Below are 22,171 nucleotides of genomic sequence, written 5' to 3'. Positions count from 1 at the left end.
TAATTACTTGTTAATTTTTAACAGAATCGGTGCAATACTAAACCTTCCATTTTACATACACAATACCCACTTTTAGTGATATTTCACTTAATAAAAATGTACAAAAAATAAAAAAAAACGGATAAATAACAAACTATCTTACTGACTATCAAATACATCAAACAAAAAATTATAATTCAAGGTATTTTAATTATAGAAAAACGTCCAACTCAAAAAAACGCACCTCTGTTTACTTTAACAATTCCCTTACTCAATTCCCGAATCCAACACCACACCTTTAGTTTCTACAAAGGATATGATATAATTTTGTTCATCCCGACAACTAAACATGCCTAATCTTCATAAACCTCTCTAACCTCTCCTCTCCACACTTACCCATCACTGCAATAAGATGAACAGCCAAATCCAACAAAAGCTAAAAACCATCTACCATATGCTGTTCGAAATGGCAATGGGGAATCTTACATTCAGGATACAAGGGGAAACAGACAATAATCAGTTGGATGAACTGATAACAATGCTAAATACCACTGCCACGAAAATGGAATTGGTAATCTCTCACTTGGACCATATAAACCCACATTACACCTACCAAGACTTAGTTCAGACCACAATTATTCTCGACAAAAACTTCATGATCAAGAGCTTCAGCAAAAATCTACCTACCCTTTTAGGATACAACCCCGCCAAGCTTTTAGAATTAGACTTCCGCGAAATACTGGCCAAACAATCCATTCCATTATGGGACACTATTAAAGCCGCAGCATCAAATAATAAAACAGTATCAGCAACCGTCCAATTCATATTCAGTACACAAAGCCAGCATTTGGTTCCTTCCCATTGTACCGTTACAAGACTATTGTACAGCAATAGGATTATCATCAGTACCATTACAACGATCTTTCAAGATATACTACCAGAAACCATTGCCAAGCCAAATGCGACTAACCAACAACAATCAGATGCTGTCTTGATTCAAAATGTCCACACCTACATTTTAAAAAACTTGGAAAACCCTTTACCCAGCACAAACGAATTGTCAAAAATGTTCAATGTAAACGAATACAAATTGAAAGACGCTTTCAGACATTTTTTCAACACAAGTATATATCAGTTTATAGATTGTGGATAACAATGACCTTTAGCATTCATTAGTTTGTGATTTTAGGAAAGGTAAAAACTTAACTTTAGATGCAACAGAACAATTTGTTTAATAAAATAATAAGTAAATTAGAATAAGAAAAGGTGTTTAACCTACTAAATAGAAAAACCATGAATGTGCAAACAAATTGTAGCTTAACTTACTCCCTACTACTTTTTTGCTTGCACATCCAATAAACTTAAATAACAATTGCCTTAAAAATTACTTCCTTAAAAACCTTACTTGCAATTGGGCTAACTTTTATCTCCCGAATTAATATTTATTTGGTAATCTTGACCATTATCCGGTAGTTTCACATAAATTATTCCCTTTTCTTCATCCCAACTAAAAGATAAACTTTCATAATCAACGAATCCCTTTGCATTTAAAACTTCTGGTTTCTCTTTTTTAATTTTTATGGAATTTACAAATACACTTTTAGGCTTACTGTTAGTATGCAATTTTATAATGAAATTTCGAGATCCTAAAGGTTTATAGCCCTTATCCTCTCTGGCACTTATATGTATTGCATAGCTTAATGAATTAGCAATGGCGGTAATTTTTGTTTTGCAAAAAATGCCCTTTTCATAATCCCTACTTTCTCCATCATCTTCATACAAAACAAAGGAAGATTCTTTACCTACTTTATCAGGATAAACATCAAAACTAACATGGTAATTAGGTTTTTCATGTATATATTGCATTATTGGCATACTAGGAATAATAGCCCCTTTTTTTACAAATAGGGGTATAACATCCAAAGGAGCTTCAACGGTTATCCATTGTTTTCCTTTATAAACACTTTTACCGTCATTATAATTAATCCACTCGCCTTCTGGTAAATAGAGTTTTTTAGTTACCGCTCCTTTTTCAACCACTGGAGCAACCAATAATTCGTCACCAAACAAAAACTGACCATTCAAATCAAAAGTTTCACTATCATTAGGATATTCCAGAAATAAAGCTCTCATTAAAGGCAAGCCTGTATCATGCGCTACCCTTGCATAGGTATAGATGTACGGAAATAATTGATACTTTAATTCAATGGCAGTTCGAGTAATATTCTCTACTTCAGTTCCAAAAACCCAAGGTTCAACGGCATTTCCTCCTTCGTGATGTGCTCGACTCAGCGGGTTAAAAACACCAAATTGCATCCAGCGAACATATAATTCCGACATGGCATCATAATCTTTGATATCACCACAATAACCTGAAATATCTGAAGTCCAAAAAGGAATAATTCCTAATCCTGCCGATAATCCAACTGGTATTTGATTCGCAAATTGATTCCATCCCTCCAGCACATTATTGCCATTTCCTGAATCACCTGACCAACCAAACGTATATCGTTGTAATCCTGCATATGCTGCTCTTGTCATTTGAAATACACGCTTATTGGGATTATGCTTGTAAAATTGTTCCGTTACGACCTTATCCCATGTAAAACCATATACATTATGGATCTCGTCATGCATCCCTAAATAATGTTTCATACTAAGTCGATCAGTAGCATCCTCGTTACTCCAGGCTGGCTCTCCCATGTCGGTCCAAAATCCCCGAACACCATCATTCAAAGGTTTTTGCTGATAGTCTCCCCACCAATCAGCTACGTCTGGTTTTGTAAAATCAACTACTCCACAATTCCCACCCCAAGGCCATGGCATATCATAACTTTTACCTGAGCGAATATCTTTAGCAAAATATCCCTTAGAATTGGCCTCTTCCCATTGTTTTTTATTTGTTTGAGAAATAACGGGATCTTGAGAGATTATCATTTTAAAACCTTGGTCTCCCAATTCTTTAACCATTTGTTTAGGATTTTGATAGTTGCTTTTCTTCCAGTCAAAATCCTGAAGTCCTTCAACCCAACCTATATCTTGATATATAATATCACAAGGAATTTTCCTTATTCTAAACTCAGCAGCGATTTCCCTGGCTTGAGTCTCACTTGTATAATTACCGCGGCATTGTGAAAAACCTAAAGCCCATTTAGGCGGCATAATAGGGTTGCCGGTAAGCGCTATATAATTCTGGATGATTTGTTTATAATCATTACCATACATAAAATAGTAAATCATTTCTCCAGCAGGAGCTTCAAATGAATAATACTCATTTGATTCACTGCCAAATTTAAACTCTGTTTTATAGGTGTTATCAAAGAAAATTCCATAATGATTGGTACTCATAAAAAACGGGATACTTTTATAAAGAGGGTCTTCATTTACACCATAGCACGGCTGATCACTATTCCACATTTTATAACTCTTTCCACGTCGGTTAAGAGTTCCGGATTTTTCTCCCAAACCAAAAAATTGCTCATCTGATTTTAATGTTTTATAACTCGCAATATGCTTATCATTTTTTACGAATCCTTTCTCATTGTAATCGCCAAACAGCAACTTTTGATACTTATCAAATACTTGTAATTTAAATGGTTTTTTATTTACCCTTATTCTTAATTGTTCCGTAAAAATTTCATAGGCAGTGGTCTCTTCATTAACATTAACATTACCCAACCAACCAAGATCTTCATTGATAACAGCAAACGATTGGTTATTACGCTTAAAATTACCATCGGTAGAAATCCAAACTTTTATTACCTGACCACTGCAGAATTGTAAAAGCACTTTTGCATTGTTCTCACAATTAAAAATCACTTTATTGTTGTTTATTAAATAAGAGGAACAGCTGCCAAGGGTCTGTCCCATTTTTTCAGTATTTTGTCCTCTTAGATTGATCTGAATCAATAAATGAATCAGAATCAAATAAATTGATATTTTTTTCATAATTCTAGATGCCTGTTTTTTTTTAATTATTTGCTGTAAAAAACTATATCTTTTAATAGTTTTAACTTCCATAAATACTCCTTACTCCTGAAACGTGAATTTATTTTAATGCACTTTGTACAATCGAATGTAATCAATCATAGCGCGGTTGACCTCTATATTCATATTGTTATTCCATTCTTCTAATACCAACTCCAAATCATTTTTGCCTTTTGTCAAATTAATTTTATGCGAATTGGAAAAGCCCCAATCCGACCATTCATTAGTTCCTCTTTGCGGGAATACCATCACACCAACATAATCCTTATTCAAATACAGAGAACGGACAGCACATTTGTTATCGGTATTCCAAGGCCCACTTCCATTTGAATATTTGATATCCATAAAGTATTCGCCGCTTTCTTCAACAACAATCGGAATACTTATTTTTCTGTTTTTATCCGTCGCAATCTCAACAAAACCTCTTCCTGAATAATTTACAAAGTTCAAATCGGATTTAACAGCAAAATCCTCTGGTTCAATAATTAATGGTTTCATTTTACTATATATCAATGGCTCGCTCAGGAAAGACTCCTGCCCTGCTGCATCTACTGCACTAACCGAATATTCAGCATAGCTGCCGTCTGGAATTTGATAAGTTGAAACTGCTGCTGTTTCTATGAGCTTTCCATTTTTATAAACGTTATATGCTCTTGCACCAGCATCATTTTTCCAGCTTATTTTATCTCCATTGAGCGCTGTAATAGGATTAGCCAAAGTGAATTTATTTTCGACCAGATTAACAGCATCGGCTGAAAAATCATTATTTTTCATTTTGATGTTTACAATGTGTTTTCCAGTAAATGCTGCCGGAATAATAGCTTTGGCAGCTTCTTTTCCATCAATCGTCACAGCTGCTATCTGGTTCCCAAATCCTTCCACAGTAATATCCAGAGCGGCATTTCGGTATTTAAAATTAGTAAGGCTTCTGATGCCCCCATAGTTTTTTGGAATTACCGGTTCAAATATTAATTGGTCTTCTTCAAAATGCATCCCCATAAAAATGCGGTACACCATCGAAAGATTTCCGGCCATACTCCAAAGCATACGGTGCGAATTGATTTCGGTTCCTTTGAAATCACCATTGTCTGCAACCATATTTTCGTAGTTGGTCAAAAATAAACCTGCGGCTCTGTATATCGAGGCCAGTCCATGATTTAATGCTTTTTCGTTTCCAACTTTAGCAGCAGCCAAATTCCAATAGGATTGGACAAATGGCCAAATAGCATTGTTATGATAGGGAGGAATACCCGGAATTTGAGGATAGATACAGGTTGCCCCATATTCGGTCAAAGGACTTTGGGATATAATCATTTTGCTTTGTTTTGCATCGGCAACATCGAATAAAACAGCCAAAGCCTCACCCAAAGCTTCATAACGCTTGGATTGTGTAAAGAAGCTTTTTCCATACAAATATTGAGCATAATAGCCTTTGTCCTCCATCCATAACTGCTTATTTATAGCATCCTTAATTTGGGCAGCAATGATATCATATTGTCCATGCGGTTCTCCCAACAAGGTTGCCATCTTGGACAAAATTTGATGCGTTTGGTAATGCACTACATTCGTTCCTAAATTTTGTGACACATAAATATCCATATTAGACATCCATTTTGGATAGGTTTGCTCTCTCCAATCCAGAAAAGATGATTCTCCACAATACAAATTGGTTTGCTTATTGCGAATGGTTTTATAATCATCCGCTGCAGAATTCTTTATGATTGTATACGCTTTTTGCAACCATCCTTTGTCTCCTGTTACTTTATAAATTTCCCAAGCTGCCAACGCCCATGTAGTTCGGTCTGAAGAAACTGGCCAGGCACCCCCTGATCCCGTATCCTGGATAATGCGGTCTCTTTTTACTTTTTTTAACAAACTTATTTTGGCTACTTCAGGCTCCAAATAAGCAAACGACAACAGAATACTATAACTGATATCCCTCGTCCAAACACCTGACCATTTTGCACCAGTTCTAAATGTACTGTCCGGTTCAATTGCTAATTTTGCTTCTTCTAATGAAAGATTATATAAAGCATCTACGATAGGTTGCTCTGAAATATATGTGGCTTTAGTTGAAATATCCTGGGTAAGCTTCCATGTTTTGTCCTCTGCTGGAATTAATGGATTCAATTTTAATTTTATTTCAAAAATACCGTCATTATCGATATCATTCATTTGCAGTCCGCGCTCTTCCAAATTTACAAAATCCCAGCTAAGCGGTAATGCACCGCCTGCAATAAATACCCCTTTGAAATCAGCCTGGGCAATTTTGGATCCGTCCTGACATTCATAAAATCCTTTCTCCTTGAATTGCTGAAAAACCGCTCTCATATCCAATTTAAAAGTAAATTCGGTATCTGCTTTTAAAATCCCTTTGGGCACATCTGTTTTATTCAATTGTGGTTGCCCAAAAACATACACCTCTGACTCTTTTTGATTCGTTATCAAAACAGTACGATCTATTCCTTGACCCAAATCATTGTCCTTTTCATTGATACTGAACTTGAATGAAATCAAATTAGAATAGGTCTCGTTTTCGGTACTTTTATAATTTGATTTAATCAAGGTGGGTGAAACTACTTCGGCAACATTTAGGCCCTGGATTACTTTATTGTTGTGTATGCTAAAACTTTTGGAATCATATAAAACAGAAGAATCGCTTTTACACGAAGCAACAATAACGGCAACAGCTAGCATTGATGTCACCAAATAATTAATATTTGTTTTCATGGGGTATTATTGTATCTGTTATTTTTTATTTATTTATATTAATTGTAGTTAATTTCCAGCAAAATATTCATTTACAAAGTGGAATCCTAAACAAATCATTCTTTAATTTATAACCCAGATTCAGTACTAAATTACCGCATCTAGGTTTGATAAAAACTGCCCATCTCCTCTTCGTCTTTCCACTTCAGAAAATAATGCCTTTCAAGTGATATTCATCAATTCAAATTTTCCATCTTTTACCCAAAAAAACTAACTTAAACTTTTGAATTTGGAAAGCTTTACAAAAAGAAACTAATTCTAGAACTCGAGAAGACAAGCAGTAAAGAACAAAGAATTAATCTTATTGATACTCAACTACTATCATCCCCCAGTATTGCAGCGATGGGAGTTTGAAAACCAGATAATTACCCACTTGACTAAAACTAAGTTCTTTTGAAGCACCCCCATCCAAATCAGGTGAAGCGTACCATACTTTAGAAACTGTTTGATTATTCTGCATATTCATAGTCAGATTCTTTTTAACCACAGGAACAGCTTGCTCACCATTTGTATCTCTCCAGTTCAAACTGTTTGCATTGGAAAAATTGACCAGATGAATAATTTGCTTATTTCCCACTTTTTTACCAACAACAGATACACTTGAAGCAACAGGAGGCCAACTATTCAAATTTACTTTTCCGTCTCCTGAAATTAAAACAGGATTATTGAAAGTTCCCCCATCCCTTAATAAATTCTGATAACCGACCAAGAAGTCGTAATATTTTGGAAGCTTTTTATTCAACTCCCCATCCATTTGTAAATTGTTATTGGGAAAGTATTCTTTTGCCAACATATGCTCTCCTAATTCTAAATGAGAACCCCCAAAAGCAAAAATTACCGCATCAGTCAACAATACACCCGGAGTATTAAAAAAACCAGTTCCATTTGCTTTATCATAATCCATGTAGGCCGCCAAAACTGTATTGAGTTTATTATCTGAAAGTGTATTATTTTCTTGAATGATTTCTGCTAAATCCTTGAAACCGTCTCGTGGTCCCCAAACCTCAGTATAAGCCACATCAACCGATGCGCTTAAAATATTCGACTGTCCATATTGTGCCACAGCATTAAGCATGTTTTTCTTGTTCGGGAATTTAGCCTTCAGATTTTTCAGAAAAGGAGTGAACGTTTCATTTACGGATACTGGATTACCGCTGTAATCGTAAACAGTCCCCCTGTCTCCCAGCTGATCCAAGTGCCAGCCGTCAAAATTCAGATGCTGGTAAATTACATTTGTTTTTTCAAAAATATAATTCTGCCAATCTGTATTGCCAGGATTAGTTACCAATATGTCGCTTTGCCATGAATCGGGCAGATCATGTTTATTGATGTTTACATGATTCTTATCATTAAACAAAAACCATTGACTTGACACGCCGTCAGTATTGTAATCGTCCCAAGCTCCGTAAAGTAAATTATAACTCATGGATGCCATATTGATTGTGTGTGCTTTATCAATATAATTTTTAACCGTACCAAAAGTTATCTGTCTGCCTGCAATGTCTAACCAGTTTAAAGCTGGACTGCTTCCATTCATTTTTAAAGGTGAATGATGTTTGTGTCCCCAATCGTAATACTGCAAAGCGTTAATATGGTATTTTTTTAGGTTATCAATTGTTGAGGCGATCTGACTGTCACTTATAGTCCCAAATTCAGATAAAAAGCCATATCGTGGAAATTTGGTCCAATCTGAGGATACGTCAACGGCAACCGTACCTATAATAACTTCAGCGCCGTCAACTGTTTTATACAACTCCACCAAATATCCTCTATAATCATCCGCTGGAGGAGTCCATGTCCAAGTCTTCGTCGTCAAAGGCTGCTCTGACAGAATTTTGTTCAAATATTTATATCTGATTGTACTATTTTCAGATAATTTATCTATACTGAAAGCGACAGCGTCACCGGGAGCATATTTTGCTTTATCTGTTTTAATTACTGCCTGTGTCTCCACAGAAGTTTCTTCGGGAGTGTAATTAAAATCCTTATCCTTATTATCGCAATTGACAAAAAGCAAAGCCAATAATAGGGACTTTACTATACTTGCATTTTTTTGTTTCATCTTTAACTTATATTTAAATTTTAGAATAGACCGGATCATTACTCTAATGACCCGGTCTTAAACTTTTATTATTGATGCACAATAGTCATCGACTGCGTATCTAGGTTGATCGTCATCTGATACAAACCTGCGTTGCCGGTCTGTAATTTCCATTTATTGTCCGGGCCATCACAACCATGGGTAACAATATAATTCCCATTCGATAAAGATTGATTTGCTGTAGCAGCATTGATCCAATCACCATCACACCAATCACCATAGAATTTTGAAACTTTAAATTCTCCAGTGGCGTTACTTTCACCCAATGGTCCGTTATATGTAAAATTACCATTACTGTATTCCATTGCAACCGGACTCGCAATGTTCCATCCGTTTGGACCACCATCACCAACGATGTATAAATTAACTTTTTGTATATGGATAGTGTTCGCTTGTGTATCCAACGTTATTTTATACCTACCCACATCAGATGCTGCTATTTTCCACTTATTATCCACATCACAGCCTGAATTCTGAGCAACAGCCGTTGAAGACAAAGCCTGCCCATTTGTTAACGGCCTGAACCATTCTCCACACCAATTCCCTAACGGACCTGCAAAGATTTTGAAATCTCCCTGCACAAAATTGGCTTCGTAAGTAAACACAAAAGGATTATCCACACTCTGCGTAAATGCCTGCGGAGAATCTACCGTCCAACCACTTGGTGAAGCATCCCCAACCATCCAAATTTGTGTAAATGAAGGGCCACTTATTGCTTCAATGACAATAGTCAATTTCAACAAATCTGCCGTGATTTTATATTGACCTCCCTGTGTAATTTGCCATTGTAAATCATCTCCACTTCCACCAATATTATGAACCATCATTGCATCGTCTGAAGCGCTTTTGGTATAAAAATCCTGACACCAACAAGCATCCCTGTTTATCGGTAATTTAAAAGATCCAGGGCTTAGGATTCCCTGATAAACGAATTTCCCTGGAGAGGATGTGGACGGAGTGAGCGCTATTGCTTTGGTTACATCCCAACCAGCCGAAGTGGCACTGCCTACTATATACAGCTCTTTTGAAACCGGCAAATACGGCGTGATTAAGAAAGAGGTAACAGCTACTTGGGGTGCAGCTGTTGACTTTGTAACGGTAGCCTTAATCCTTGCCTCAAACTTTTGGGATGTACCCGGAGTAATGCCAAATGTGTTCAACATAATAAAGTTGAGAGTCACCGCATTAATGGAAAACGAGAAATTATTGGTTCCCATCTCATATTCTAATGGCGTTGCAAAATTATTTCCTTCTTTATCAATCTGTAATACATAACTAATGGAAGCACTTGTCCCATAGTTGGTTCCTGTGGTCCAATTAAAAGTGAGGTTCTCGTTAGGTTTGCTTTCATCTAAAACCATTTCTGGACTGGAAACAGTCAATGCCAATTCATTATTGTTATTCAAAATAGGATCGTTAAAGGAATCCTCACAGGATGTATTCAGCAATGCTATAAACATAGCACCAAGAATGGTCAGCGTTCTTATAAATTTTTTTCTCATAATACTGTTTTTTAATAACCTGGGTTTTGGGTTAATTTTGGATTCTTATCTATTTCTATTTGAGGAATTGGAAACAATAAATGTTTTTGGATCGCATTGGTTTTTCCAATGGAATGAAGAAAATCAAGTCCATATTTGCCTTTATTCACACGGATCAAATCAAACCATCTTTGTCCTTCAAACGCAAATTCCATTCTTCGTTCGCGCAGAACGGCTTCCCTAAAATTGGCTTGACTTAGACCAGTTGCTATATCAGCCAAACCTGCTCTTTTCCTTACTCGGTTTAATGGAGCTTCAGCCAGTGCGGTTTGTCCCAACTCATTCAATGCCTCTGCTTTCATTAGCAGAATATCGGAAAATCGCAATATTGGAAAATTCAAAGGATTATTATCATAAGAAGGTGAAACACTTAGAGGAATCAAAAATTTTCTGACGTTATAACCAGTATACGAATAAGAAGCACTGTATGCCTTTCCATCAAATGAAGGTGATCCTTCATACAATACCGTTACATCTTTTCTATTGTCATTAGGTTCATACGAATCAACAAACTCCTGTGTAGGTTGATTCCAGCCGTAACCTCCTCCTACGAAATTACTACCCCTGGGCCCCATAAAAGTACTAGCCCATGATGCCTGATTTTCGTCACTCCAAAAACTGTAACCTCCATCACCTTCATATTGAACCTCAAAAAGAGACTCACGCGAATTTTCGGTAGAAGGATTAAAATTATCTCCATAATTAAGATTTAAATTAAATCCTAAACCTTCAATTTGTGTGGTTAAATCAACTACTTTTTGCCAGTTGTTGCCGAGCGTTAGATATACTTCGGCTAATTCCCCTAAAGCGGCTCCTTTATTGGCTCTTCCTATATCACTTCCACTATACTCACTTTTATTCGGTAATAATTCAGCGGCCTTTTCTAAATCGGCAATGATTTGCTGATAAATTAAATCTTTGGAAACCCTAACTGGAAATAAATCATCATCCGAACTTTGGGGTGCTGTGATTAAAGGCAAGTCCCCAAAATAACGCACCAAAACAAAATAATAATGCGCTCTCAAAAAATGGGCCTCTCCCAAACTACGATTCTTTATGTTTTTATCTATTGCTAAATCTGGAGCCACTTTTAAAACAATATTGGACATCAATATCCCCGGCCATGGCCCTCTCCAAATATCCAATACTCCCGCATTATCTGTAGTAGTGACAAAGTTGGACATGTCCTGAGTTTCAATTCCGTCAGATCCTCCTCCTGCACCCACGATGCTGTTACCTGCCATAATATCAGAAGTCCACATTCTAAGATTATATAATTTTGGTCTTTGCATCGGCTGATAAGCACCATTCACCAATGTGATCAACTCTTCTGCATTGGTTGGATAATTTGAAGTGTTTATCGTATCCAAAGGTGCTTTTTCCAAGAAATCATTGGAACACTGTGTACAAGCAAATATTACTAGTGCAAAAGCTATTTTTTTTAAAAATTTCATATTTTTTATTTATTAAAATCCAACATTTAAACCAAGTGAGATAGTAGTTGTCAATGGATATACATTATTATCAATTCCATTAGTAGAAACCTCAGGATCAAATCCCGTATAATCAGTGAATGTGTACAAATTCTGTCCTGACACATATACCTTTACATAATTAAAGATTTTCTTTCCTTGCAAATCCATCGGTATGTTATAAGAAAGAGTTACATTTTTAACTCTCAAATAAGAACCATCTTCAATGTATCTTGATGAAGCCCTGTTGTTGTTATTTGGGTCTCCATATACGGCTCTTGGCATACTGTTACTGGTGCCCGGGGCTGTCCATCGATCTAAAACAGCTACAGACTGGTTGGTGGTAATTGACATTGCCTCAGTGTAAAGTCGGTTGGCATTGAATATTTCATTACCATATACTCCTTGTAGATAAATACCAAGACTTAAACCTCCATAAGTAAAAGTATTATTCAATGATCCCGCAAAATCAGGATTGGGATTCCCAATAAAAGTTCGGTCAGCATCGGTAATTATACCATCATTATTAAGATCTTTGAATCGAATATCTCCGGGAGAAGTACTGTTACTTGGAGAAGTCCCTGGTACTTGAACTGCATGATCATCAATTTCAGTCTGCGTTTGGAAAACGCCATCCTGAACAAAACCATAGAAAACATTAACTGGATATCCTTCCTGAATTCTGGATACATTATAATTCAATCCTAAGCTTCCAGTAATCAAAGGCACATCGCCATTTAAATCAATTACTTTGTTTTTGTTAGTTGATAAAACAAGATCGCTAGTCCAAACAAATTTATCTTTTACAATATTCTTGGTATTAATTACTAGCTCAATTCCCTTATTTTGGATTTTCCCTGCATTAATGTAAGGCACATAAATATCTGAATAACCAGATGTAACTGGAACTGCTTGTGGAACCAACATACCATTGGTGTTTTTTATGTATCCATCCAAAACCACATTAATTCTATTGTCAAAAAAATTAGCGTCAATACCCACATTGAATTGCTCCTGTTCCTCCCATTTCACATTAGAATTTGGTAAAACAGTTGGAATGGCAGCACTTACATAATTGCCATTAAAATTATATTTGTACGTATTGTAATTGGAAGAAAAAGAATAATTACCTATTTCCTGGTTCCCTGTAATTCCATAACCCAATCTTAATTTCAAATCATTAACAACTTTTGATTTAAAAAAACCTTCGTTTGAAATCCTCCATGCCAACGATCCTGATGGGAACGTACCATATTTATTTCCTTCCCCAAATCTCGAAGAACCGTCTCTTCTAATAGTTGCAGTTACATAATACTTGCTTTTATAATCAAAATTTCCTCTTGCAAATGCAGAAAATATAGCCCATTCAGAACCACTTCCATGCAAAGTTGTTTGGTCAATTCCGTTGTTTAAAGTTTGCGTGCTCTCACTAGGAAAATTTTGAACTGAACCATTGATGTATTCAAATTTATTTTCTTGGGCGCTTGTTCCAACTACTCCCGTAAGATTAATTCCATTTTCAAAATTTTTATGATAAGTCAATGTGTTATCCCAAAGAAGAGTAACAGATTGGTTAGCCGATTCAAACAAATAGGCATTTTCACTACCTTTGGTGTCCCATTGATATGATGGAGCCCATGTTCTATTCTTCCAAAAATTGGCCTCTCCCCCTAAAAGTGTCTTAAACTTTAGGTCTTTCAAAAAAGTAAGCTCTCCAAACACATTCCCTTGAAAATTATATCCTTTGGTGTCATTATCAACTATTGTGGCTTTACCGATTGGGTTATCTACATCACCAGAGTAAAGCGGCTGCCCAACAGGACCGGAAAAATCACCGTCTTCTCTATAAATAGGCTGCGTAGGTAAAGAAGATAACGCGTTTTGAATACTATAATCCCCTTGCTTTTTCAAGTCATAATTTAATTTAATGCTACTCCCAAACTTTATATTCTCAGAAATTTTAGTGTCGCTATTGAACTGAGCAATGTATCTTTTATAATTTGTGTTCAAAATGATACCTTTCTGGTCAAAAACATTAAAGGAAGTGTACACTTTAGATTGATCATTTCCTGACATATAGGATAATGTATAACTATTCTGAAATCCTGCATTGAAAAATGCATCGACCCAATCGGTTCCTTTGCCCAAAGAACTAGGGTTTTGAAAATTCGGATTAGGGGTTAACCCTGCATTGGTAAGAATTTCGTTGTGAAGACTAGCAAATTGGGACGCATCCAAAACTTTCAGCATTTCCGTTGCTTGAGATACACCGGAAGACACATCAAAAGTTACCGATGCTTTTCCTATCACCCCTCTTTTTGTGGTGATAATAACCACACCATTAGCACCTCTGGAACCATAAATAGCTGTAGAAGAAGCATCTTTTAATACTTGCAGACTCTCTACGTCATTCATGTTGACCTGATTCAATCCACCATTTAAAGGCATTCCATCAACCACGATCAAAGGATCATTATTACCTATAGTCCCTGTCCCACGAATTCGAAATGTTGGATTGCTTCCTGGCTGACCTGAAGAAATAACCTGAACCCCAGCTGCACGCCCTTGAATAGCTTCTCCAATATTAGCTACGGGTTGTTTGGTTAAATCGGCCATTTTTACTGTGGATATCGATCCGGTGATATCCTTCGACTTCATTTGTCCGTACCCTATTACCACCACATTGTTCAAGGTTGTTGATTCTGGTGACAATTTAATCTGCAAAACATTTTTTCCTTCTGCTTTTACTTCCACAGATTTATACCCCATATAAGATACAATAAGAATACCATCATTCCCAGGAACTGAAAGAGTAAAACCTCCATCGAAATCAGTAAAGGTATTTACACTGGTGTCTTTGAGTGAAACGGTCGCTCCGGGAAGTGGCTTACCGTTTTCATCCACCACTTTACCGGATAGTTTAATTTTTCCGTCCTGGGCCATCATTAGAAATGATGAAAAAAGAAAAATTAAGGGCAATAGAACATTTTTTGTCCTATCAAATGAAATAATTTTCATAATACATTAATTTTGAGTTAGGTTAAAATAGCATTTGATTGTGTTAATAGAGAACACATTCAGTACAAAAATGCATAAATAACCTAGTGGGAATACCTTTCAAAAAAAACGTATAGAAAAACATGGACTGTTTTGACTTAAATTAAACAGTAGTTTATTGATTTATAGATATTTAATGTTTTTTAGCTTAAAAATATCATATAGAAAAAAGGGCTTTTTTTATAGTTTTAAAGTGGTGTTTTTGATTAATTTTTGATCAAAATCGTCCTTATTTATTACCGAATTGTTTCGGATTTTAGTTTTATATGCATAAATTGAATTTATAGAATACCCTAAAATCTGCGCTATAATTTCATTATGCGTAATTCCAAGTCGAATTAATGCATAAATTCTTAACTCTTTTGTCAAAAACTGTTCCTTGCTTAATTTAATTTTGTGCTCTTCTTTCATTAAGGAATTAAATTCTTCAATAAAATTTGGAAAAAGATTGATAAATGCCGTATCAAAATTTTCTAAAAGTTTTTCTTTTTCCCTTTTTAAATTATAATTGGAAATGCTACGTTTTACTTTTTCATAGTTTTCCTCTTCAACATGTTTTTTTACACTGGTCATAAAAGAATTAAACTTCTCAAAAATTCCGTCATACTGTGTAAAAAACAACCCCAAATATTCTTCCTTAATTTTATTTGCTTCCAAAAGCTGCTTATTTACTTGCTTTATTTCAACATTTTTAGATTTAATTTTCTCATTCACATTTCTTAATTCTATATTGGTGCTTTCGAGATTTTGGTGCGCATTTGCAATAATTTTCTTTGCTCTGTTTAGTTTTCTATTTTGTCTGTAGATAATAAAAACCAAACAAATGGCAAGAACTAAAAAAATGCTCACAATAATATACTGCCAATAAATTCGTTGCTTTTCCTTCTCCACAATTTGAAGAATTTGCTCTTCAATAAGTGGCAAAATAGCGCCCACTTGTATTTTACGCTGTTGCGCTCCATAAAAAATAGCATCTTCATTGGCTTTTTTAATAAGTAGAGATGCATTTTGAAGATCCCCTTTTTTAAATAACAGTTCGGAAAGCTTAATAATAGCAAGAGATTCTTTAGTTGCCGTTTCAATATCAAAAATTACCGCCTTCTTAAAATGAAAAATAGCTTTGTCATCTTTTCCTAGTTTCTTATACAAATCCCCCAACATATAATGAACCAAGGCTTGATCATGGGGTATGTTCTTTTTCTTTAAAAGAATATTAAACTCGTCAACAGCTTCTTGTAACTGGTTATTCATGGATTTGTTAAATGCTTTTAAAAAGTAATGAAAAAAATAACCATCTTCTGTTAAAGAAAGTGCTTTTTCTCTGTACTCATGCGCAAGTTCAACGTATTGCCTCTGAAAATAAGGAGTATTACTGTATTCAGCCATATCACCATAACAACGTCCTAATACCCCATAATAAAGACTACCATATGTTTGATCTCCAACACTAATTTTTAAAGGCTCTAAAAAATCCAATGCCTCTTTATACATACCTGAAGACACACAAATATCTGCTAAATTTATATTAGCCGTGGATATTAATGATTTATCCTTAATTTTTAGTGCTAAATTTTTAGATTGAATACCATAATAAAAAGCCGAATCTCGTTTAAAAAATTTAAATTGATAAAACATTTCTTCATTCAAACGATAACGAGACAACAAGTCATTTTTTTCTGTTTTCTTTAAAAGATTTTTGACGCTGTCAATCTCAAATATTCTTCTCTGATCAAATTTTGAAGAATTCTTTATAATTTGATCTAAATTTTTAAAAATGTTTTTTGTTTGACTAATTCCCATTGTCGAGGTCAAAAAGCAAACAATTATTATTTTTTTTAATAGGTACGATTCTCTCATAGCTTTATTCAATTAACAGGTAAATTAAAAATGAAATCCATTTATACGAACTTTTGAAAAAAAAATATAGCAACATTAAAGTACTATTTTCCTTTTAAATTCTAAAGCTTTATATTTATTAAACCAAAATTGACTTATGCCAATTTTAGTAGTGAAAATGAAAAAAATTAAGTTTATTGTATTTACAATTGGTTCTTTTAAAATACAGTGTGATTCGGGATATGGAGCAATCACGTTCTTTTTTATTTTAAAATATCGTATTGCCTTGTCTGCATCATAAATCAAAAAGTGAAAAATGGTTGGAGATAAAGTTCCTCTTTAAATTCCGTTCTTATATAAAATTTGTCAAGATACGATGCTCCGCCGTCAGACCATAAATAGTGATAGGTATCAATGTAGGTCTGTTTTGCAATTGCAAATCAAGTTGACTAGTTAGGCCTTCTTTTATAATAATCAATTGTCATTTTTTTTTGTTCAGTAAAGTTAATCAGGGTGTAAATTTATAACAATACTATTTGTCAGCTAAATCTATTTATAATAAATGATTTCAAAAACCAATAAATTTATACGATGAATAAAATAGCGTTAATAACTATTTCCTTCTGCTCACCATCATTACGAGGCACGAAGCAACCTCACTATCATCTGCTTTTTTTCTATTTGCTTCTTTCTTCTTGATTCTTTCCTCTTGATTCTTTCCTCCTGCCTTCTTTCCTCCTGCCTTCTTTCCTCCTGCCTTCTGCAATCGGGAAGGAATTTCTTTGGAATTTGTAGAAATGAAAGACAAACGATTAATTTATTCTGACCAAATTCTAAAACGGAATTTGCTTTATAATACCTCCGAAGCATTACAATTGGAACCTATAAAAAAAAGTCTTTCAAACACTGCTTTTTCTAAATTACAAAGTCGATTGAAATCCAAAAATATGAGTACAGGCATCACTGCTCTTTTGTATGGAGCACCTGGGACAGGCAAAACAGAAACCGTCTATCAATTGGCTAAAAAATTCAATCGCCCGGTTTTTAAAGTAGAAATTTCGGAAACCAAATCGATGTGGTTTGGCGAAAGCCAGAAATTGGTCAAAAAGGTTTTTACCGATTATTATAATTTCAAAAAAAAACACAAAACATGCCCGATTCTTTTGTTTAACGAAGCTGATGCTATCATTGGTAAAAGAAAAAATACAGGTTCTTCCCCAATAGCCGATACCGAAAATGCCATTCAAAATGTGCTGTTGGAAGAATTAGAAAACTTTGACGGAATTTTATTTGCTACTTCAAATTTAGTAGCCAATTTAGATGCTGCATTCGAGCGACGTTTTCTATTCAAAGTAAAATTTGAAAACCCAAATACAGAAAATGCTGCCGAGATATGGAGAAACAAATTACCCATTCTTTCTGTTAGTGAGGCATTTAAATTGGCATCGCAATTTTCTTATTCCGGAGGAGAAATGGAAAATATTGCCCGAAAATCATTAATGGATGAAATTATTTTTGGCACCAAGCCCGACTTTAAACGGATTCTTTCTTTTTGTGAAAATGAAAAATGGCGCAGTAAAAGCAGTGGAGTGCGGATTGGGTATTAAGTTTAGTTAAATCAATAGATGCTGCATTTTTATTAGCTAAAGGCTACCTTTTTTTAAACCTATAAATTACATTTTATCTCTTTGCTTTTATTTATGTGATTCGATTACCTATGGCTTCGAGGTCAGGAGACCTCGAAGAGCCAAAATTTTCCATTAGTATCGCTTTATTGAAGCAATAATTATGCTTTATTTTCCACTAAAAGACGATTATTGGGCGTTTTTTTCCATTATAAATGAATATTGGATAAATAGGGGCGTTTTTTCTATTAAGATATTTGATTCAACTACTTATTTTCACGGATTCACTTTTACTGTATTTCTTCATCTGAAATACTTGTGTAGATGTGGCCAATGGATGAACGATTCCGCACTGACCTATTGAAGGTTATAAATAAATCGGGATTGTTTTGAATGTGATTTTCATCGTACACCAATTCATATTCTCCACTATCTCACTCTCTTAAAGTGCCAGATTTAATGTTGTTTTTTTTACTATGGCTTGTCGCATAATTGTTTTCCGCTTATGGGACCTAAAACGTGCCCGAACATTTTCAGTACTTGATTTACTCTAGATAAACTTAAGTTGTCCTTACCTTGTTCAATCTTTCTGATAACCGTTAATGCTACACCAGCTTTCATGGCAAATTCTTCTTGTGTGAGCCCTGCTTGTTTTCGTCTCTTTTTCACAAAATCTGCTATTGCATTCATCTTATATGATTTTGCATATAAAAAAGAATAAAAATTGCAAATTATATGTAATTGCGTATAAAAATGTATATACTCGGCTTGTGTAGAAGTAGAACACATTGCTCTAGTACTCGTTTTACTTAATTCTCAACCTAGCTGGGGGAATGAATCCTATAACACAGTTAAATGTTAACTATTTATAATTCAGATGTGAATTACTATGTTTTTTTTTTTCGCTTTATTATAGCTTTTCAACCCACTTGCCAATCTCAGCAAGCATCTCGTCAAAATCCGGTTGCCCATTATAATAAAGTGCCGCTGTTTTTTCATATCGTTGTCTAAAACGATTCTTACGTTCCTTATCAGTTAATAGGAATGCCTCATTTTCTGCAATAGGAATATTGTAATCTGTTTTGGGAAACCTAGCCCTTTTGTGTATTTGGTATTCTTCTGTACCAATGAAGGTCTGAACCTGCTTATTTCCTAATAGGCTATATACGTCATAATATTGACGCATTAAGTTTTGGCGTTCTTCACCAGTTTCCTGTTCCTGCCTGAATTTAGTAGCTATCGTTTGTAATTTTTCTACAAAAGTATAACCAGGATGGTAACATGCGATCTCTTTTGCCCGATTGTCAATTATATCGACCTCTTGCTGAACAGCTTTATTGTAAGCCCATGAAGAAATAGTGAGACTATTGTTGGGAGTTACTGTATCAAAACCTGCCTCAAGTAAAATTCCTTCCTTGACACCATCTATTACTTCCGATATATCATCATAATACAACCTGATACCTCCACTGCGATAATATCTGGTATCGTCAAAGGCAGTGTCTCTTTTTACAGCTACAATCCCGTCTATTTTTATGTTAGCTGCCAGCCAATCATAGAAGTGTTTTTTAGCTTTGATGTTTGGTTCCTTCTCTTTTTTTGGATTCTCGTCTATACCCATTTCCGCAGGAGGTTTTATATGGATGTCGATATCTTCGGAAAAGCGTTGGATTATTTCGTAGCCTTTGGAGAGGGAAGTACCCCCTTTGAGTTCAAATTCATACCCCTGTTTTTTTAGTCCATATAAGGTATGCATTATCCAATAATCTTTTTCTATAAGACCAGGTTCAATGCCCAAGTCCTTACCTACAATTCGCAGCAATGCAGCGAAATCTTTATGGTTATGAAGGTAATCAGGCATAGTGGACTGCTATAAATGGTTCTAACAGTCTTTTTGTTTTGGCGTTCCCGTATTCCCTGAGCGAATACCTCAGTTTTTTAGTATCCATGGTAGTAGCCTTGAACCGTACTTTTTCGAGTACTTCTTTTGAATCTTCGGCGAGCTGATCCAAATTGTTGAGCAGGTCTACCAACAGAAATTCGGGTGTGGTCTTAAGTGGAAAATGTGGTTTTATCCTAAAAGAAAATATTTTCCCACCGAGATTGAAATCGCCATGGCGTTTGTGGTTATAAACGGTTTTACGGTTGTAGAGTTGTGTGGTTCCTACACCCAATGCATTATAAGCATTTAAGGAAGTAACCAAAAAGCGCTTGTCTTTGAGAAATGAGCGCACTAGCACTTCCTCTTCGGGAGGTGTTTCACCAAAGACGGTTAACTCAGGATAAAAGTAAAGTCCCTGCGAAAGCTTCTGCAAAGTCCCGTCCTTTACAAGCTCTTCAAGATGGCGGTCAACCGATTTGGACCATTTAGACAAATCAGCCCTGCGGTATACTTTTCCTCGTTTTAAATGTTTTTTTAATTCCTGTAACTTATTCATGGTTACAAAGTTAGTGAAATACCATTTAGTTGCAAGTATTTTTATTAAAAATTCATGCAAAATGTATTTTGTAAACCCTATGTGCTTGTCATAAATTCAGCATAATAGATGATTTTTTGTTTCATGCAGTGGGAGATTTTGAAGAGCAGATTATTATATTGGTATTTAGTAGTTTATATTGAAATCAAACGACTGTTATTGAAGTTTTCATTCTCCTTGTATTTTACATATCCCAATTGATTGGTTCTCAATTTTGTTTTGCCAATGCCAAAATCTTCTACGTTACAATGATGATGACCATAGATCCAATAATCGATTTCATTGTTTTCTATAACGGATGACATTTCAGTACCAAAAGCTTCATTTATGTCGGTATGGGCATATTTGACCGGATAATTGATAAAAGTGGGTGGGTGGTGGGTAACAACAATAGTTGAATTATTTGTTTTAGTTTGGAATGTTTCTTCTAGAAATAATCTGCTTTCCAGATGTAATTGATTGCAATCTCGGACGGTTAACACTACCAATGTCAAGAATCCTTTGGGTCTTAGGATCAATCTCGGCATCAACGAATGCAATAGAATCCACTGCTTTTGTTTTAAAAACTGGATTATATTTTTTTTCTCTCGTTTCTAAGTCAAAATTAAGATTTTACTCTTAACTCTCACTGTAAGCTAAATTGGTATATTGTAAAGTTAATCGGTAACCTTTTGATTTTGTGTAAATTTATGAAAAAAATTACTATTTAATTGACAGCAATGGTCAAACTCCTTACTCGCCATTTTTGAATAATTCTCTCTCATTTACGGGACCTAAAACGTGCCCAAACATTTTAAGTACCTGATTTACTCCAGATAAGCTTAAATTTTCTTTACCCTGCTCAATCTTTCGGATAACCGTCAATGCTACACCAGCTTTCATGGCAAATTCTTCTTGCGTAAGCCCTGCTTGTTTTCGTCTCTTTTTCACAAAATCTGCTATTACATTCATTTATATGTTTTTGCATATAAAAGTAATAAAAACCGCTTAATTATATGCTTTTAAATATAAAAAAGAATCAAATGCCTAATTATGTACTTGTATTTAAGTTGCTCGGGCCTAATAAAAACGCCATTCGCTACTTTTATCTTACCCTTCTTTCCTCTTTCCTTTTGCTTCCTTCCTCTTTCTTCCTTCCTCTTTCTTCCTTCCTCTTTCTTCCTTCCTCTTTCTTCCTTCCTCTTTCTTCTTTCCTCTTTCTTCTTTCCTCATTCAAAATTTAAACTCGAGCGACAGCGAACAGGCGAAGCAATTCAAAATAAAACACTTCCTTCCTCTTGCTTCCTTCCTCTTTCCTCTTGCTTCTTGCTTCTTTACTCTTGCTTCT

General features: G+C 35.1%; 16 protein-coding genes. 2 read left to right on the top strand and 14 right to left on the bottom strand.

Annotated elements, in window-relative coordinates; translation table 11 throughout:
- Positions 1–391 precede the first annotated feature (391 nt).
- Positions 392–1,132: a hypothetical protein gene (locus DOS84_RS18190; protein ID WP_111411523.1), complete on the top strand. Its 741-nt coding sequence runs from the start codon at positions 392–394 to the stop codon at positions 1,130–1,132.
- A gap of 263 nt (positions 1,133–1,395) precedes the next feature.
- On the opposite strand, the gene DOS84_RS18185 is transcribed toward DOS84_RS18190, so the two are convergent.
- The 8 genes from DOS84_RS18185 to DOS84_RS19005 form a co-directional block, all read right to left on the bottom strand.
- Positions 1,396–3,927, bottom strand: coding sequence for a glycoside hydrolase family 31 protein (locus DOS84_RS18185; protein ID WP_111411532.1), 2,532 nt, complete (start codon positions 3,925–3,927; stop codon positions 1,396–1,398).
- A 105-nt stretch (positions 3,928–4,032) separates the two neighbouring features.
- Positions 4,033–6,696, bottom strand: coding sequence for an alpha-L-rhamnosidase-related protein (locus tag DOS84_RS18180; protein WP_111411522.1), 2,664 nt, complete (start codon positions 6,694–6,696; stop codon positions 4,033–4,035).
- A gap of 340 nt (positions 6,697–7,036) precedes the next feature.
- Entirely contained in the window at positions 7,037–8,797 is a 1,761-nt protein-coding gene (locus DOS84_RS18175) for an endo-dextranase (RefSeq protein WP_111411521.1), read from the bottom strand.
- A gap of 68 nt (positions 8,798–8,865) precedes the next feature.
- Positions 8,866–10,338 (bottom strand): SusE domain-containing protein, encoded by a 1,473-nt coding sequence (locus DOS84_RS18170; protein ID WP_111411520.1) that lies wholly within the window; start codon positions 10,336–10,338, stop codon positions 8,866–8,868.
- A gap of 11 nt (positions 10,339–10,349) precedes the next feature.
- Positions 10,350–11,831 carry a RagB/SusD family nutrient uptake outer membrane protein gene (locus tag DOS84_RS18165; RefSeq protein WP_111411519.1) on the bottom strand — a complete coding sequence of 494 codons (1,482 nt, stop codon included), beginning with the start codon at positions 11,829–11,831 and terminating at the stop codon, positions 10,350–10,352.
- A gap of 12 nt (positions 11,832–11,843) precedes the next feature.
- Entirely contained in the window at positions 11,844–14,867 is a 3,024-nt protein-coding gene (locus tag DOS84_RS18160) for a SusC/RagA family TonB-linked outer membrane protein (protein ID WP_111411518.1), read from the bottom strand.
- A gap of 219 nt (positions 14,868–15,086) precedes the next feature.
- Positions 15,087–16,706, bottom strand: a complete 1,620-nt coding sequence (locus DOS84_RS18155; RefSeq protein ID WP_111411517.1) for a DUF6377 domain-containing protein — start codon at positions 16,704–16,706, stop codon at positions 15,087–15,089.
- A 649-nt stretch (positions 16,707–17,355) separates the two neighbouring features.
- Positions 17,356–17,550 carry a hypothetical protein gene (locus DOS84_RS19005; protein WP_124020662.1) on the bottom strand — a complete coding sequence of 65 codons (195 nt, stop codon included), beginning with the start codon at positions 17,548–17,550 and terminating at the stop codon, positions 17,356–17,358.
- Between DOS84_RS19005 and DOS84_RS18145 the strand changes: the two genes are divergently transcribed.
- Positions 17,540–18,349, top strand: coding sequence for an ATP-binding protein (locus tag DOS84_RS18145; protein WP_111411515.1), 810 nt, complete (start codon positions 17,540–17,542; stop codon positions 18,347–18,349). The genes DOS84_RS19005 and DOS84_RS18145 overlap by 11 nt on opposite strands.
- A gap of 492 nt (positions 18,350–18,841) precedes the next feature.
- Here the strand turns inward: DOS84_RS18145 and DOS84_RS18140 are convergent, their stop codons facing one another.
- The 6 genes from DOS84_RS18140 to DOS84_RS19420 all read right to left on the bottom strand — a co-directional run bounded on the left by DOS84_RS18140 (position 18,842) and on the right by DOS84_RS19420 (position 22,056).
- Positions 18,842–19,057: a type II toxin-antitoxin system Y4mF family antitoxin gene (locus DOS84_RS18140; RefSeq protein WP_111411514.1), complete on the bottom strand. Its 216-nt coding sequence runs from the start codon at positions 19,055–19,057 to the stop codon at positions 18,842–18,844.
- Positions 19,058–19,277: 220 nt separating this feature from the next.
- The gene (locus DOS84_RS18135; protein ID WP_243636405.1) at positions 19,278–20,123 is read right to left on the bottom strand and encodes a nucleotidyl transferase AbiEii/AbiGii toxin family protein; all 846 of its coding nucleotides are present in this window, start codon (positions 20,121–20,123) and stop codon (positions 19,278–19,280) included.
- Between the two features lie 97 nt (positions 20,124–20,220).
- Positions 20,221–20,805 carry a DUF6088 family protein gene (locus DOS84_RS18130; RefSeq protein ID WP_111411512.1) on the bottom strand — a complete coding sequence of 195 codons (585 nt, stop codon included), beginning with the start codon at positions 20,803–20,805 and terminating at the stop codon, positions 20,221–20,223.
- Positions 20,806–20,978: 173 nt separating this feature from the next.
- The gene (locus DOS84_RS18125; protein WP_111411511.1) at positions 20,979–21,371 is read right to left on the bottom strand and encodes a metallophosphoesterase; all 393 of its coding nucleotides are present in this window, start codon (positions 21,369–21,371) and stop codon (positions 20,979–20,981) included.
- 205 nt (positions 21,372–21,576) lie between these two features.
- A complete protein-coding gene (locus DOS84_RS18120) occupies positions 21,577–21,795 on the bottom strand; it encodes a helix-turn-helix domain-containing protein (RefSeq protein ID WP_111411510.1) in 219 nt (72 codons plus the stop codon).
- 138 nt (positions 21,796–21,933) lie between these two features.
- Positions 21,934–22,056, bottom strand: coding sequence for a hypothetical protein (locus tag DOS84_RS19420; RefSeq protein ID WP_279386393.1), 123 nt, complete (start codon positions 22,054–22,056; stop codon positions 21,934–21,936).
- Positions 22,057–22,171 lie beyond the last annotated feature (115 nt).

The sequence above is a fragment of the Flavobacterium aquariorum genome (assembly GCF_003254745.1).
GTDB classification, from domain to species: domain Bacteria; phylum Bacteroidota; class Bacteroidia; order Flavobacteriales; family Flavobacteriaceae; genus Flavobacterium; species Flavobacterium aquariorum.
This window is presented reverse-complemented; position numbering and strand designations above follow the sequence as displayed.